Here is a 15,121-nt window from a genome sequence, read left to right as displayed (position 1 = left end):
TCGCCGGACCACCCATGGCCCGGCTTGTCCGGAGCCTTTGCCATGGCCGCCGCTGCGCCCGCTCACGTCCTGACCCGCGCCGACCCCCGGCTGATCGTCGCGCTCGACTTGCCGACCGCCGCGGAGGCCCGGGCCATGGTCGAGGCGCTGGGCGACTCGGTCAGCTTCTACAAGGTGGGCCTGGAGCTGTTCGCCAGCGACGGCATGGCGCTGGCGCGCGAGCTGAAGGACCAGGGCAAGCAGGTGTTCCTCGACTGGAAGCTGCACGACATCGGCACGACGGTGCAGCGGGCCGCCGCGGTGCTCGCGGGCTCCGGCTGCGATTTCCTCACCGTGCATGGCGAGCCGCAGGTGATGGCCTCGGCGGTGCGCGGACGTGGCGCTTCCGGCCTGAAGATTCTGGCGGTGACCGTGCTGACCAGCCTGAACGACGAGGATCTGGCGGAGATGGGCTATGCCGAGGGCGCCCGGGCGCTCGTGGAGCGGCGGATCCACCAGGCGATCGCCGCCGGGGTCGATGGCGTCGTCGCCAGCCCGCACGAGGCGGAACTGGCCCGCCGGCTGGGCGGCAGGGACTTCCTGGTCGTCACCCCCGGCGTAAGGCCGTCCTGGTCGGCGAAGAACGACCAGGCCCGCGCCGCGACGCCGCTCGACACCCTGAAGGCCGGCGCCAGCCACATCGTCTGCGGCCGCCCGATCACCGCCGCCAACGACCCGCAGGCCGCGGCGCTCCGCGTGGCCGCGGAGATGGCGGGGGCCTGAGGGAGGGTTCCTCCCCCATCGGGGGAGGGGAACCACGAAGTGGTGGAGGGGGGCCGCTCAAACGGCGGGGATGACCCCCTCAGTCGGCTTCGCCGACAGCTTCCCCGGAGGGGAGCAACTGGACTCTAGAAGTCGACGGCGATCCCTTTCCGCTCCCAGTCGCCGAAACGGGTGGGCTCGGGGCCCTTGGGGCCGCCCTGCTCGGCGGCGCGCTCGGCTTGCGCCGTGGCCAGGCGGCGGGCCTCGGCCTCCTCCAGGGCGCGCCGCGCCTCGGGGCTGAGTTCCTTGCCGGGGGCGGCGTTGGGGGGCAGGTCGGACATGGTCCCCATTTAGTGTGTGACAGGGGTCACGTCCAACCGGCGGTCCCCTCTGGCAAACGCGCCCTCCACTCAAGTCGGAGGGACTAAACATGCCGCGGATCTCCACCGCATTCTTCGCCGCCGCCGTTCTCTATGCCCTGTGCGGCATGCTGATGGGCATGATGATGGGCGCGACCCAGGACTTCACGCTCAGGCCGCTTCACGCCCACATCAACCTGCTCGGCTGGGCGACGCTCGGCCTGATGGGCGCCTATTTCGGCGTCGCCGGCGAACGCGCGCCGAAGCGGCTCGGCTGGACGGTGTTCGCCATGTCCAACATCGGCAACCTGATGCTGCTCTCCATGCTCTACCTGATCGTCACGGGCGGAAAGCCGGTGCTGCCTATCCTCCTGAGTGGCGAGGTCCTGGTGGTCGGCGGCATGGCCCTGTTCGGCGCCACGGTGCTGCTGGCCGGCCGCGGGCCGCGTCCGGTGGCGCTCCGTGAAAACCAACCCTTGCGCCGGGCCGCCTAAGGGGGCATCGCCCCGCGGGTGAACGATATCCGCACCCAAGACCCGGCCGGCGGCGCGCCCGGCCTCCCGGCTCGCGCCGCCGCCCTCGACCTGCTGACCGCGGCCCTCTCCCGCCGCGCCGGCCTCGACGAGGGGCTGGCGCACCCGGCGCTGAAGGCGCTCAGCCCCCGCGACCGCGCCTTCGCCCGGGCGCTGGTCATGGCGACGCTCCGCCGGCTCGGCCCGATCGACGCCGCCCTGCAGGCGAAGCTCGCCAAGCCGCCGCCGGAGCGCGTGGTCAACATCCTGCGGCTCGGCGCGGCCCAGCTCTTCGTGCTCGGCACCCCGGCGCACGCGGCGGTCGGGGCGACCGTCGACCTCGCCGCCGCCGACAAGCAGGTCCGGACCTTCAAGAACCTGGTCAACGCCGTGCTCCGCGGCCTGACCCGGGAGCCGCCGGATCTCTCCGACCCCGAGCTCTTTGCGCCCACCTGGCTCTACGCCCGCTGGCGCGCCGCCTATGGCGAGGCGGAGGCCCGGGCGGTCGCCGCCATGATCGCCGAGGAGCCGGCCACCGACCTGTCGGCGAAGACCGAGGCCGACGCCGCCGCCCTGGCCCCCCGAACTCGAGGCCACGCTCCTGCCGGGCGGGACCCTGCGTTCGGCCCTGAAGGGCGAGGTCTCCGCCTGGCCGGGCTTCAAGGAGGGCCGGTGGTGGGTGCAGGACGCCTCGGCCGCCATCCCGGCCCGCCTCCTGGGCGTCACCGAGGGCCAGACCGCGCTGGACCTCTGCGCCGCGCCGGGCGGCAAGACCCTGCAGCTCGCCGCCCTTGGGGCGCGCGTCACCGCCGTCGACAAGTCGGCGCCCCGCCTGAAGCGCCTGACCGAGAACCTCGCCCGCACCGGCCTCTCCGCCGAGGCGGTCGCCGCCGACGCCGCAGGGTGGAGCGATCGCCGGCGGTTTGACGCCGTGCTCCTCGACGCGCCCTGCTCGGCCACCGGCACCTTCCGCCGCCATCCCGACGTGCTGTGGGCCGCCAAGCCCTCGGACGTGGCCAGCCTCGCGGAAGTTCAGAGCCGGCTGCTCGACGCCGCCGGCCGGCGGGTGAAACCCGGCGGGCTGCTGGTCTATTGCGTCTGCTCGCTCGAGCCCGAGGAGGGCCAGCCGCAGATCGACGGGTTCCTGGAGCGCGCGCCGGAGTTCAGCGTCGAGGCGATCACGCCCGGCGAAGGCGGTTCGCCCGAGGCCAGCCTGACCCCGCAGGGAACGCTCCGCATCCTGCCGCACCACCTGGAAGGCGGCTGCGACGGCTTCTTCATCGCCAGGCTGCGGCGGGCGGGGTGATCGCGGGCGCCTGTTCCAACCGCACCCTCTGGTCGTAAGCGCCGCATCATATTAAGCGGGTTCCATGGCGGGCCCGTCGACCATCATCGCCCCTTCGATCCTTGCGTCGGACTTCTCGAAGCTCGGCGAGGAGGTGCGCGCCATCGAGGCCGCCGGCGCCGACTGGGTGCATGTGGACGTGATGGACGGCCACTTCGTGCCGAACATCACCATCGGCCCGGACGTGGTGAAGGCGCTTCGGCCGCATTCGAAGCTGCCGTTCGACGTCCACCTGATGATCGCCCCCGTCGATCCGTTCCTGGAGGCGTTCCGAGCCGCGGGGGCCGACATCATCAGCGTCCACCCGGAGGCGGGTCCGCACCTCAACCGCACGCTCCGCCGCATCCGCGAGCTGGGGGCCAAGGCGGGCGTGGTGTTCAACCCCTCGACCGACCCCTCGGCGATCCAGTGGATGCTCGACGACGTGGACCTCGTCCTCGTCATGTCGGTGAACCCCGGCTTCGGCGGCCAGAGCTTCCTGTCGTCCCAGCTCCGCAAGGTCGAGGCGCTCCGGAAGATGATCGACGCGTCCGGAAAGGACATCATCCTCGAGGTCGACGGCGGGGTGACGCCGCAGACCGCGCCGCAGTGCATCGCGGCAGGGGCCACGGCGCTGGTGGCGGGCAGCGCGGTCTTCAAGGGCGGGCCAACCGCCTACGCCGGCAATATCTCGGCGCTGCGGGGCGGCTAGCGGGCATGGGGGGTGGGGCCGGGTCGTTCGCCAGCCTGCCCGGCCGCAATGCTGTCGTCGCCGCAGGCGTCGCCGTCCGCCGCCAGCTCGCGGCCGAGTGGCGGGGCTCCCCGCTGCACCGCTGGAACCTCTCCAACCCGAAACCCGAGGGCCTGGCCGCCCAGCCCCGCGACCTGCGCCCGGTCGATGACGAGAACGGCGGCCCGCATCCTCGCCGGCGCCTTCGTGCTGGCCGGCGCGACGCTGACGGTCGGCCCGCGGGGCGATCCCTGGGACCGGCCGAGCCCCGACCGGGCGTTCGCCGTCGCGCTCCACCGGATGGGCTGGCTGAAGGACGTCGTCGCCGCCGGCGCGCCCGGCCCGGCGGAAGCGCTCCGGCTGGTGCTGGAATGGCGCCGCGCCTTTGGCCGGTGGAACGGCTTCTCGTGGAATCCCGAGGTGCTGGAGCGCCGGGTGTTCAACCTCGCCTGCCAGGCCCGCGCCATCTGCGCCCGCGCGTCCGAGGCGGAGGCCGCCCACGTGGCCCTCGACCTCGCCCGCCAGGCCCGCTTCCTGCTCCGGGCGTCGGAAGGTCCGGTGCGCGCCGCCGAGCGGTCCGCGGCCGCCGCGGTGGCGGCGACGGCGCTCGGCGGCCGGCCGGGCGAGCAGTTGCTGAGCGCTGCGCTCCTCAAGCTCGAACGCACCCTGCCGGTCACCGTCCTTCCCGACGGCGGCCACGCCACCCGCAGTCCGCAGGCGGCGCTGGAGCTCCTGTTCGACCTGCTGACCCTCGACGACGCCCTCGTGCAGCGCGGCGTCGCTCCGCCCGATGAGGTGATGCGCGCCATCGACCGCCTGGCCGGCGCGGTGCGCTTCTTCACCCTGGCCGACGGACGGCTGGCCGCCTTCCAGGGCGGCGAGGAGCTGCAGCCGGCCTATGTCGCCGCCGCCCGGGCCCGGGACGAGGGGGAGGCGCGCGCCATTCCGGCGGCGCGGAACGGCTACCAGCGGCTGGAGGCCAGGTCCCTGCAGGTGGTGGCCGACGCCGCGGCCCCCGCCGCCGGCCCCTGGAGCGTGGCGGCCTGCGCCCAGCCGTTGGCCATCGAGGTGCTGGCCGCCGGCCGCCGGCTGATCGTCGGCGCCGGCTGGTCGCCGGACGCCCAGGGTCCCCAGGCCATGCGGCTGGTGGACGCCGCTTCCACCGCCTCGCTCGGCGACGCCCCGATCGGCGAGCCCCTGCGCGGGGTGTCGGCGCGGGTGCTCGGGCCCCGGCTGACCGGCGCCATCGACACGGTCGAGGCGCGCCGCCACGAGGCCGACGGCGCGCTGTGGCTGGAACTGGCGCACGAGGGCTGGTCGAAGCGCTTCGGACTGAGGCACGAGCGCCGGCTCTATATCGACGTCGAGGCCGACGAGCTGCGCGGCGAGGATCGGTTCAGCCCTGTCGGCCGCGGCGCCGGGGGCGCAAGTTCGTGCCCTTCATGGTCCGCTTCCATCTCCACCCTCAGGTCCAGGCCCTGATCGCCCGGGACAGGAAGAGCGTGCTCCTCAAGCCCGAGGGCCTGGAGCAGGGCTGGTGGCTGCGCAACGACGCCATCGAGGTCGCCATCGAGCCCAGCGTCCACTACCAGGACGGCCAGGCGCGGCGCTCCCAGCAGATCGTGCTGCGCGGCCAGGCCCGCTTGGAGCAGGGCGCCCGCATCCGCTGGAAGCTGAGCAAGGCGGAACAGCGCTGAGGCGTCGCGTTGACGCCGCCGCCGGGCGCGCGTAGCAGACCGCCATCTCCGTGTGACTGGCGATCGAGGTGGGTGACCACCGGGGAGCGCGGAGGCCATATCCCGCCGCTCGCCTGGGCATCTCTCAATCTCTCACAAGAGGAGAATGCCGTGCCCGCCGCTCCCGACTTCCCGCCCGCCCCCGATCGCGTCCCGGTCCGCCGCGCCCTGATCTCAGTCTCCGACAAGACCGGCCTGATCGAGGCCGCCCGCACGCTCGCCGAGCTCGGCGTCGAGCTGGTCTCGACGGGCGGCACGCGCAAGGCGATCGCCGACGCCGGCCTGGCGGTGAAGGACGTCTCGGACCTGACCGGCTTCCCGGAGATGATGGACGGGCGCGTGAAGACCCTGCACCCCATCGTCCACGGCGGCCTGCTCGGCGTCCGCGACGCCCCGGAGCACAGGGCGGCCATGGAGGCGCACGGCATCGGCGCCATCGACCTCGTCTATGTGAACCTCTACCCGTTCGAGCAGACCATGGCGTCCGGCGCGGACTACGAGACCTGCGTCGAGAACATCGACATCGGCGGCCCGGCGATGATCCGCTCGGCGGCCAAGAACCACGGCTATGTGGCGGTCTGCACCGAGCCTTCCGACATGGCCGAGGTGCTGGAGGCGCTGAAGGCCGAAGGGGCCACGTCGCTCTCCCTGCGCAAGACCCTGGCGGCCCGGGCCTATGGCCGCACGGCGGCCTATGACGCCGCGATCTCGGCCTGGTTCGCCGCGACCCTGGGCGAGAGCGCCCCGAAGCGCCTCGCCTTCGCCGGCGAGCTCGTCCAGACCATGCGCTACGGCGAGAACCCACACCAGGCGGCCGCCTTCTACCGCTTCCCCCGACCCCCCGCACCGGCGTCGCCACGGCGCGACAGCTGCAGGGCAAGGAGCTCAGCTACAACAACATCAACGACACCGACGCGGCCTTCGAGCTGATCGCCGAGTTCGACCCGGCGCAGGGCCCGGCCTGCGCGATCATCAAGCACGCCAACCCCTGCGGCGTGGCGACGGGCGTCAGCCTCGCCGAGGCCTACGACCGCGCGCTGGCCTGCGACCCGACGAGCGCCTTCGGCGGCATCGTCGCCCTGAACACGCGGCTCGACGCGGCCACCGCCGCCAAGGTGCTGGAGATCTTCACCGAGGTGGTGATCGCCCCCGACGCCGACGAGGACGCCGTCGCCCTGTTCCGCAAGAAGAAGAACGTCCGCCTGCTGGTGACCGGCGGCCTGCCCGATCCCACCGTCATCGGCCCGACCTTCAAGTCGGTGGCCGGCGGCTTCCTGGTCCAGACCCGCGACACCTCGCGGCTGACGCCGGCCGACCTGAAGGTGGTGACCAGGCGCGCGCCCACCGACCACGAGGTCCGCGACATGCTCTTCGCCTTCACCATCGCCAAGCACGTGAAGTCGAACGCCATCGTCTATGCGAAGGCCGGCCAGACCCTGGGTGTGGGCGCGGGCCAGATGAACCGCAAGGACTCGGCCCGCATCGCCGCGCTCCGCGCCGCCGACTTCGGCCTCGACCTGTCGGGCTCGGCCTGCGCGTCCGAGGCCTTCTTCCCGTTCCCGGACGGCCTAATCCAGGCGGCCGACGCCGGCTGCACCGCGGTGATCCAGCCCGGCGGCTCGATCGGCGACGACAAGGTCATCGAGGCCGCCAACGAACGCGGGATCGCCATGGTGTTCACCGGCGTGCGCGTGTTCCGGCACTAGGGCAGAGCCAATTGCTCCCCTTCGGGGGAGCTGTCGGCGAAGCCGACTGAGGGGGGTCCGCTCAAACGTCTGAGCTGGCCCCCTCCACCACTTCGTGGTCCCCCTCCCCCGATGGGGGAGGAACTGCGCGCTACCGTCGCTTGCGCCCGGCCGCCTCGGCGAGCTCGCGGAGCGCCGCATTGGCGATGGTGAGCTTGGCGAAGGTCCAGGCGCCGCCGGCGGCCTCGATCTCCTCGATCACCCGCTTCGCCGCGCCGGCCTGCTCGCGGCGGAGCGCCGCCCACGAGTCCACCGCGTCCTTGGCATGTTCGGCGTCGTCCCCGGCCTGCTGGCCGCCGGCGAAGTCCATCACCGCGCGGGTGAGCTGGGCCTGCTCGGCCAGCATGTCCTCGATCAGGCGGCGGAGCGCCGTCCGTTCGAAGGCGTCGCCGACCCGGTAGGCGCCGGCCGCGGCCCGCACCCGGTCGAAGGCGAAGGCCGCCCCCGCCGCGCTGTAGAGCCTCGCCACGTTGGGCAGCTTCCAGCTCGACGCCTCGGCCAGGTCCACCAGGTCGGCGGCGATGGTCAGCGACTGCAGGATGGCCACCTGGCGGGCGAGGGCCTCGGGCGCGCCCGCCGCGGTCAGGGCGTGGGCCCGCTCCTCGATCGCGGCCCGGTCGACCGGGCTCGCCACCTCGGCGATCAGGCTCTTCAAGGCCTTGAAGCCGGCGCCGTAGCGGGCCACCAGGCCGGCCACGTCCAGCTTCTCGCGGAAGGCGCGCCGGGCCAGCCAGAAGGTGGCGCCGCGCAACGCGGCGACCATCCGCCGGTAGAGCACCATCTGCGCCCGGGCCGGGATCTTTCCGTCGAGCGCGTCGACCGAGTCCCACAGGGGCTCGATCTCCAGCACGGCCTTCGAGGCCTCGTAGGCCGCCATCAGGGCCGCCACGTCGCAGCCGGCCGCGGCCATGATCCGCGAGGGGAAGCTCGGGCCGCAGCGGTTGACCATGTCGTTGGCGACGACGGTGGCGATGATCTCCCGGCGCAGCCGGTGGCGACGCATGGTGTCGGCCCACTTGCGCAGCGGCTTCGGGAAGTAGCCCTCCAGACGGCGCTCGAAGAACGGGTCGTCGGGGCCGTGGCTCGCCACCATCTCGCGCTTGAGTTCGAGCTTGCCGTAGGCCAGCAGCACCGCCAGCTCCGGCCGGGTGAGGCCGAGTCCCGCTGCCTGGCGCTCGGCGATGGCCGCGGCGTCGGGCAGGCCCTCGACGGCCCGGTCGAGGCGGCCGGCCTGTTCGAGCTGCTGCATGAACCGGGCGTGCGGCTCCAGCTCGCCCGGCGCGTCCATCTCCAGGATCGAGAGCGCCAGCGTCTGGTCGTAGTTGTGGGTCAGCACGAGGGCCGCCACGTCGTCGGTCATCGACTTCAGCAGGGTGTCGCGCTTCTTGCGGGTCAGCTCGCCGGCGCGCTCCTGCATGCCGGTGAGGATCTTGATGTTCACCTCGTGGTCGGAGCTGTCGACGCCCGCCGAGTTGTCGATGGCGTCGGTGTTGATCCGGCCGCCGCGGCTGGCGAATTCGATCCGCCCGGCCTGGGTGAGGCCGAGGTTCGCGCCCTCGCCGACCACCTTGACCCGAAGGTCGGCGCCGTTGACGCGCATGGCGTCGTTGGCCTTGTCGCCGACCTCGCTGGCGCCCTCGTGCCGGGCCTTCACATAGGTGCCGATGCCGCCCAGGTAGAGCAGCTCGGCCGGCGCCTTCAGGATGGCGTTGATCAGGTCGGCCGGCGTCATGGTCTCGGCCGCGACCTCCAGCATGGCGCGGACCTGGGTCGAGAGCGGGATCTCCTTCTGGCTGCGCGGGAAGACTCCGCCGCCCTTGGAGATCTTCTTGCGGTCGTAGTCGTCCCACGACGACCGCGGCAGCTCGAACATCCGCTTGCGCTCGTCCCACGACTTCGCCGGATCCGGGTCCGGGTCGAGGAAGATGTGCCGGTGGTCGAAAGCCGCCAGCAGCTTCGTCTGCTTCGACAGCAGCATGCCGTTGCCGAACACGTCGCCCGACATGTCCCCGCAGCCGACCACCGTGAACGGCTCGGCCTGGATATCCTTGCCGAGCTCGCGGAAGTGGCGTTTCACCGCTTCCCAGGCGCCACGGGCGGTGATGCCCATCACCTTGTGGTCGTAGCCGGCCGAGCCGCCGGAGGCGAACGCGTCGCCCAGCCAGAAGCCGTAGGACTCGGCGATGCCGTTGGCGATGTCGGAGAAGGTCGCTGTGCCCTTGTCGGCGGCCACGACGAGGTACGGGTCGTCGCCGTCATGGACGACGACGCCGGCTGGGTGGATCACCTCGCCGTCGGCCGACAGATTGTCTGTGATGTCCAGCAGGCCCGACAGGAAGGTCGTGTAGGCGCGGATCCCCTCGGCGCGGATGGCGTCCGGCGCGCCGCCCTTGGGCAGTTGCTTCGGGAAGAAGCCGCCCTTGGAGCCGACGGGGACGATCACCGCGTTCTTCACCTGCTGGGCCTTCACCAGCCCCAGCACCTCGGTCCGGAAGTCGTCGCGCCGGTCGGACCAGCGCAGGCCGCCCCGGGCCACCGGGCCGAAGCGCAGGTGGACCCCTTCGACGTTCACGCCCCAGACGAAGATCTCGCGGTAGGGCTTGGGCAGCGGCAGGTCGGCGAGCTCGCCGCTCGCCACCTTGAAGGAGATGTACGGCTTCACGCCGCCGTCCGCGGCCGGCTGGTAGTAGTTGGTGCGCTGGATCGCGCCCACCAGCAGCGCCAGGCGCCGCAGCACCCGGTCGTCGTCCAGGCTCTCCACGAGCTGCAGGGCGTCGGTGATCTTCTTCATCACCGCGCCGGCCTGCTCCTTGCGGGCGGCGAGGTCGGCGCGGATCGCCGGGTCGAACTTGGTGCGGAATAGGTCGAGGATCAGCCGGGCGACGCCCGGATGGTTCGACAGGGCCTCCTCCTGCGCCCGCTGCGTCGGGTCCAGGCCCGACTGCTGGCGGTAGCGGGCGAGCGCGCGGATCAGCGCCGCCTCGCGCCAGGGGATCGCCAGCTCCAGGACCAGGCGGTTGAAGCCGTCGTTCTCGGTGAGGCCGCTCCAGACCGCGGCGACGGCGGCCTCGAAGGCCTCCTTCACCTCGGCGAACACCAGGTGGCCGCCGCGCGGGTCCATCAGCCGGAAGTCGTGCACCCAGACCGGCGGCTCGCCGGGCCGCTCGATGTCGAAGCCGGCCTCCTCCATGGCCTTCAGGCCCATGGACTCCAGGATCGGCATGACGTCGGCCAGCGGCGCGGGCTCGCCCGCGCGGTAGAGCTTGAAGCGGAACTCCAGCGGCCCGTCGGCCGGCCGGCGGTAGGCGCGCACGCCGATCGCCGCGTCGCCCAGCCCCTCGATCTCGGCCACGTCCTCCAGCGCCTCGGTCGCGTCGAAGCGGTCGCGGTAGCCGGGCGGGAAGGCGTCGCGGTAGCGGGCGACGGTCTCGGCGACCGCCTCGGGCTCGCGGCCGCTGGTCCGCACCGCGGCGTCGAAGCGGTCCTCCCAGGTGCGCGCCGCCTCGGCGATCTCGGTTTCCAGGGCGCGCAGGTCCGGCCAGGCGTGCTGGCCGGGCGTGAAGCCGATGATGTAGTGCACGCGGGCCAGCGGGGCGTCGGGGAAGCTCGGGTAGTAGGCCGAGAGCCGGCCCCCCGTAGGCCTTCGCCAGAATCTCGCCCGCGCGCCGGCGCAGGTCGGAATCGTAGCGGTCGCGCGGCACGAACAGCAGGACGGAGACGAAGCGGTCGAACGGGTCCCGCCGCTCGAACAGGCGGACGCGCGGCCGGTCGTAGAGGTGCAGCACGCCCAGCGCCTGGGCGAGCAGGTCGTCCTCGGTCATCTGGAAGAGCTCGTCGCGAGGATGGTTCTCGACGATGTTCTTCAGCCGCTTCTCGTTGTGGCTGTTCGGGGCGGCGCCGACGCGTTCCAGCACCTTGGCGAGCTTGGCGCGGATCAGCGGCACGTTGCTGGCGGGCTGGTCGTAGGCCTCGGCGGTGAACAGGCCGACGAAGCGCACCTCGCCCGTCGGGCGGCCGTCGTCGCCGTAGCGCTTGACGCCCACGTAGTCCATGTAGCCGCGGCGGTGCACGCGGCTCTTCACGTTCGACTTGGCGACCGTCAGCGCCGGGTCGGAGACGATCCGGTCCTTGACCGCGGCCATCAGGATCGCCGGCTCGCTGGCCCGGCGCAGCACGGTGCGCTCGGGATCGCGCAGCACGCCCAGGCCGTCCTTCGCCCGGTAGAGCGGCTCCTCCGGGGCGTATTCGCCGTTCGGCAGCTTCGGGTATTCGTAGACCCGGGCGCCCAGGAACACGAAATGCTCCTTGTGCAGCCAGGAGAGGAAGGCGAGCTCCTCGTCGGTGGCGCGGCCCTTGTGGCCCTCCAGTTCCACGATGGTCCGGCCCATCAGCTCGAGCATGGCCGGGAAGTCGTCGACCGCGTCCCGGACGTCGCCCAGCGTCTCCTTCACACCCTTCACCAGGGCCGCCTCGCGGTCGGCGCCGATCGGGTCGAGGATCACCTGGATCATGGATTCCCGGCGCGGCTGCCCCGTCTCGCCGCGCACGCCCGCGCGGTCGCGCTGGACGGTGACGAGCGGGTGGAACATGGCGCGCACCGACAGGCCCTGGTCGGCGATCTCGCCCATGACCGAGTCCACGAGGAACGGCGCGTCGTCCTGGACGATCTCCAGCCGGTCGAGCCCTGCGTGCTGGCCGCCCTCGACGGGGACGATGCGGACCTGCGGGCCCCGGCCGCGGCGGCGTTCGCCGAAGCGCCAGAAGTCGGCCAGGTTGGCGGCGATGTCGGTCGCCGACAGTTCGGGGACCTCGTCGGTCAGGGCGTCGGCGGAGGCCTGTTCGGCGAAGGCGCGGGCCGCGTCGGCCTGGGGCTCCTGGCCGATGGCGGTCAGGATGGCGCGCACGAGGCGGCTGTTCGGCTTCACCGACGGGCTGCGGGCGGGCTTGCTCACGGCTGGATCCCCCGGGATGCGAGGACGCCGCCGGAGGAGAGAATCCGGCGGCGTGTGGCTCCGCCGCGGGGGGGTCGACGAAGCACTTTCTACTCGCGGCGTCCGCGGGCTTGGGGAGCGGACGCACCGGCCGGAGGCGTCTTCGCTCCGGCTCAGCTTAGATAGGAACTGCAAGCTCAAGTTTAAGTCCTCTCGGAACGTTTCCGTCGCTTCGCCGGCTCTTCGGCGGCGATAGCGTGGTCGAGCGCCTTGGGCGGGTGCTTCTCGTGGCGGGCGCGAAGGGGGTCGCCGTCCTCGCTGAGCAGGATCGCGATCCATCGCGAGCTCGGGAACTGCGCAAGGATCACCATCGCCATCACGGTCAGCGGCGTGGACAGGAACGCGCCCGTGACGCCCCAGATCGCGGTCCAGAAGGCCAGCGACAGCAGCACCACCACCGGGTCGACGTTCAGGCTGCGGCCCTGCATCCGCGGATAGATCACGTTGCCGACGACCAGCGTCACGGTCTGCAGAACGGCGAACAGCACGATCGCCTGCCAGAGGGTCTCGAACTGGACGAGGGCCATGATCGGCGGCACGGCCACGCCGATGATCCCGCCGATCACCGGGATGTACGTCGTGATGAAGATCAGGAAGGTCCAGAAGACCGCGTTCTCGAGCCCGACCGCGACCATGGCGACATAGGACACCGCGCAGATCATCAGGCCGGTCACGGTCTGGACCCACAGGTACTGCTCCACCCCGTCCCGGATGCGCAGGAAGGTGGCCATGGCCTCCTGCCGTTCCTCGCGGTGCGGGAAGAGGTTCACCACCTTCCGCTCCCAGCCGTGGCGGGAGGCGATGATGAAGCCGAGGTAGACCAGCACGAAGCCGGCGGTGGCGGTGAAGTTCTGCAGGGAGCGGGCGACGATTCCCAGGAACCGCGTCGGATTGAGCTCCTCGATCAGCTGGTCGACGGTGGGCGGCACCTGCATCCCGGCCATGGCCGCGAACCGCGCGAGCAGGCCGTCCAGCCGCGCCTCGTAGCCGCCGAGCTGGCCGGCGAAGCTGCGCGCGTTCTCGGCCACCACATAGGCCGCGCCGCCGAACAGCAGGATCGAGATGACGACCGCCAGGGGCAGGGCCGCGCGCTTGGTGACCAGCGGCAGGCGGTGGTGCAGCACCCGGCCGAAGCCGTCGATCATCACCGCCAGGAAGACGGCGAGGGCCAGCGGGGTGAGGATGCCGGAAAGCCACTTCAGGGCGGCGCCGGTGGCGATCACCGCCAGGATGGCGAGCGAAACGCGGATGAGCGGCGACTCGGTGGCGCGGACGGGCATCAAGGGAGCTTTCGCGGGTATGCGGAGGCTGACTGTCCCCGGCGGCAGGGCCGCCGTCAATGCGGCGGTCTCTACCCGGCTTCGCCGCGGTTGGGGAGTGAATTTGCCCTCTCCAGGCGAAAAATCGGCACGAACTTGACTTCCCCTGTCGGGAGAGTTCGCCGGCTGGCGCCGCCGGGCCTGGGCGACTAGCTTCGCACCGTACAGCCCCGAGGAGTTCCGCATGGCCGATGACGGCGTCCTGATCGGCAAGGCCGACCATCCCGAAGTCCTCCGGCTCGACCGCGCCAACCGCCACGGTCTGGTGGCCGGCGCCACGGGCACGGGCAAGACGGTGACCCTGCAGATCCTCGCCCAGGGCCTCTCCGACGCCGGCGTGCCGGTCTTCGCCGCCGACGTGAAGGGCGATCTGTCCGGCATCTCCCAGGCCGGGACGCCCAACGAGAAGATGCTGGCCCGGGCCCAGTCCATGGGCCTGACGCTCAACCCCGTCGCCGCGCCCACCATCTTCTGGGACCTGTTCGGCGAGGAGGGCCATCCGATCCGCGCCACGGTCTCGGAGATGGGCCCCCTGTTGATCGCCCGCATGCTCGAGCTGAACGACGTGCAGGAGGGGGTGCTGACGGTGGTGTTCCGGGCCGCCGACGAGGAGGGGCTGCTGCTCCTCGACCTCAAGGACCTGCAGGCGGCCCTGACCTACGCCGCCGAGAACGCCAAGGACCTCGGCCAGCGCTACGGCAACATCTCGCCCGCCACCGTCGCCACCATCCAGCGCAAGCTCCTGATGCTGGAGGAGCAGGGCGGCGCCAACCTGTTCGGCGAGCCGGCGCTGGCGCTCTCCGACATCATGCGCACCGACGGCTCGGGCCGCGGCTACATCTCTCTGCTGGCCGCCGACAAACTGATCGCCGCGCCCCGGCTCTACGCCACCTTCCTGCTCTGGCTGCTCAGCGAACTGTTCGAGGAGTTGCCGGAGGTGGGCGATCCGGAGAAGCCCCGTCTCGCCTTCTTCTTCGACGAGGCCCACCTGCTGTTCCGCGACGCGCCCAAGGCGCTGCTGGAGAAGGTCGAGCAGGTCGTGCGCCTGATCCGCTCCAAAGGCGTCGGCGTCTATTTCGTCACCCAGAACCCGGCGGACATCCCGGAGGTCGTGCTGGGCCAGCTCGGCAACCGCGTGCAGCATGCGCTCCGGGCCTACACGCCGGTCGACCAGAAGGGCCTGCGGGCGGCGGCGCAGAGCTTCCGCCCGAACCCCGCCTTCGACACCGCCGAGACCATCCAGGCGCTGGGCGTGGGCGAAGCCCTGGTCTCGGTGCTGGACGAGCGCGGGGCGCCCACCGTGGTGGCGAAGACCCTGATCCGGCCGCCGGTGTCCCGCCTCGGCCCGGTGACCCCCGCCGAGCGCCAGGCGGTGATGGGCGCGAGCCCCGTGCGCGACCTCTACGACGAGGTGCGCGACCGGGAGAGCGCCTACGAGATGCTGCAGAGGAAGGTCGCGCCGCCCGAGCCCGCGCCGGGGCGCGAGCCTGAGCGCCGGGCGCCGGCGCCCCGCGCCTCGAACCGCCAGGGCATGGGCGAGGCCTTCGCCAAGTCCATGCTGCGGACCCTCGGCAGCCAGGTCGGCCGCGAGATCATGCGCGGGATCCTCGGCGGCTTGGCCGGCAGCACGAGGACGCGGCGGCGGCGGTATTAGAACCCCGAGA

10 protein-coding genes, 3 pseudogenes and 1 riboswitch are annotated in these 15,121 nt (G+C 72.1%); of the genes and pseudogenes, 9 read left to right on the top strand and 4 right to left on the bottom strand.

The genetic code is table 11. From position 1 onward, the window contains the following. Positions 1 to 42 precede the first annotated feature (42 nt). Complete coding sequence (pyrF, locus tag LRS04_RS06745; protein ID WP_257815701.1) at positions 43 to 762, top strand: orotidine-5'-phosphate decarboxylase; 720 nt, start codon at positions 43 to 45, stop codon at positions 760 to 762. 125 nt (positions 763 to 887) lie between these two features. Here pyrF and LRS04_RS06740 read toward each other — a convergent pair whose 3' ends face one another. Further along, the gene (locus LRS04_RS06740; RefSeq protein ID WP_374574929.1) at positions 888 to 1,082 is read right to left on the bottom strand and encodes a DUF1674 domain-containing protein; all 195 of its coding nucleotides are present in this window, start codon (positions 1,080 to 1,082) and stop codon (positions 888 to 890) included. An 89-nt stretch (positions 1,083 to 1,171) separates the two neighbouring features. On the opposite strand from LRS04_RS06740, the gene LRS04_RS06735 reads away from it, so the two are divergent. The 7 genes and pseudogenes from LRS04_RS06735 to purH all read left to right on the top strand — a co-directional run bounded on the left by LRS04_RS06735 (position 1,172) and on the right by purH (position 7,108). Beyond that, positions 1,172 to 1,594, top strand: a complete 423-nt coding sequence (locus tag LRS04_RS06735) for a hypothetical protein (protein WP_257815699.1) — start codon at positions 1,172 to 1,174, stop codon at positions 1,592 to 1,594. Positions 1,595 to 1,612: 18 nt separating this feature from the next. After that, positions 1,613 to 1,963 (top strand): annotated as a pseudogene (locus LRS04_RS06730) (transcription antitermination protein NusB); the annotation flags it as partial. A gap of 328 nt (positions 1,964 to 2,291) precedes the next feature. Next, the gene (locus LRS04_RS06725; protein WP_257815698.1) at positions 2,292 to 2,918 is read left to right on the top strand and encodes an RsmB/NOP family class I SAM-dependent RNA methyltransferase; all 627 of its coding nucleotides are present in this window, start codon (positions 2,292 to 2,294) and stop codon (positions 2,916 to 2,918) included. A gap of 64 nt (positions 2,919 to 2,982) precedes the next feature. Then, positions 2,983 to 3,648, top strand: coding sequence for a ribulose-phosphate 3-epimerase (gene rpe, locus LRS04_RS06720; protein ID WP_257815697.1), 666 nt, complete (start codon positions 2,983 to 2,985; stop codon positions 3,646 to 3,648). Positions 3,649 to 3,834: 186 nt separating this feature from the next. Further along, on the top strand, positions 3,835 to 5,148 hold the full coding sequence (locus LRS04_RS06715; protein ID WP_257815696.1) for a heparinase II/III family protein: 1,314 nt from the start codon (positions 3,835 to 3,837) through the stop codon (positions 5,146 to 5,148). Further along, complete coding sequence (locus tag LRS04_RS06710) at positions 5,109 to 5,363, top strand: heparinase II/III family protein (RefSeq protein WP_257815695.1); 255 nt, start codon at positions 5,109 to 5,111, stop codon at positions 5,361 to 5,363. Before LRS04_RS06715 ends, LRS04_RS06710 begins: the two co-directional genes overlap by 40 nt. 42 nt (positions 5,364 to 5,405) lie before the next feature. After that, a riboswitch (ZMP/ZTP riboswitch) is annotated at positions 5,406 to 5,489 on the top strand. A gap of 24 nt (positions 5,490 to 5,513) precedes the next feature. Further along, positions 5,514 to 7,108 (top strand): annotated as a pseudogene (purH, locus tag LRS04_RS06705) (bifunctional phosphoribosylaminoimidazolecarboxamide formyltransferase/IMP cyclohydrolase). Between the two features lie 130 nt (positions 7,109 to 7,238). Here purH and LRS04_RS06700 read toward each other — a convergent pair. The 3 genes and pseudogenes from LRS04_RS06700 to LRS04_RS06690 all read right to left on the bottom strand — a co-directional run bounded on the left by LRS04_RS06700 (position 7,239) and on the right by LRS04_RS06690 (position 13,418). Further along, entirely contained in the window at positions 7,239 to 10,727 is a 3,489-nt protein-coding gene (locus LRS04_RS06700; protein ID WP_257815694.1) for an NAD-glutamate dehydrogenase, read from the bottom strand. A 112-nt stretch (positions 10,728 to 10,839) separates the two neighbouring features. Next, positions 10,840 to 12,051 (bottom strand): annotated as a pseudogene (locus tag LRS04_RS06695) (NAD-glutamate dehydrogenase); the annotation flags it as partial. Positions 12,052 to 12,281: 230 nt separating this feature from the next. Then, complete coding sequence (locus tag LRS04_RS06690; RefSeq protein ID WP_257815693.1) at positions 12,282 to 13,418, bottom strand: AI-2E family transporter; 1,137 nt, start codon at positions 13,416 to 13,418, stop codon at positions 12,282 to 12,284. Between the two features lie 223 nt (positions 13,419 to 13,641). Between LRS04_RS06690 and LRS04_RS06685 the strand changes: the two genes are divergently transcribed. Beyond that, positions 13,642 to 15,111 carry a DUF853 domain-containing protein gene (locus LRS04_RS06685; RefSeq protein WP_257815692.1) on the top strand — a complete coding sequence of 490 codons (1,470 nt, stop codon included), beginning with the start codon at positions 13,642 to 13,644 and terminating at the stop codon, positions 15,109 to 15,111. Positions 15,112 to 15,121 lie beyond the last annotated feature (10 nt).

The organism is Phenylobacterium sp. J367 (genome assembly GCF_024699985.1).
Taxonomy (GTDB): Bacteria; Pseudomonadota; Alphaproteobacteria; order Caulobacterales; family Caulobacteraceae; genus Phenylobacterium.
The sequence above is the reverse complement of the archived record's forward strand: the minus strand, read 5'-3'. Positions and strand labels throughout refer to the sequence as shown.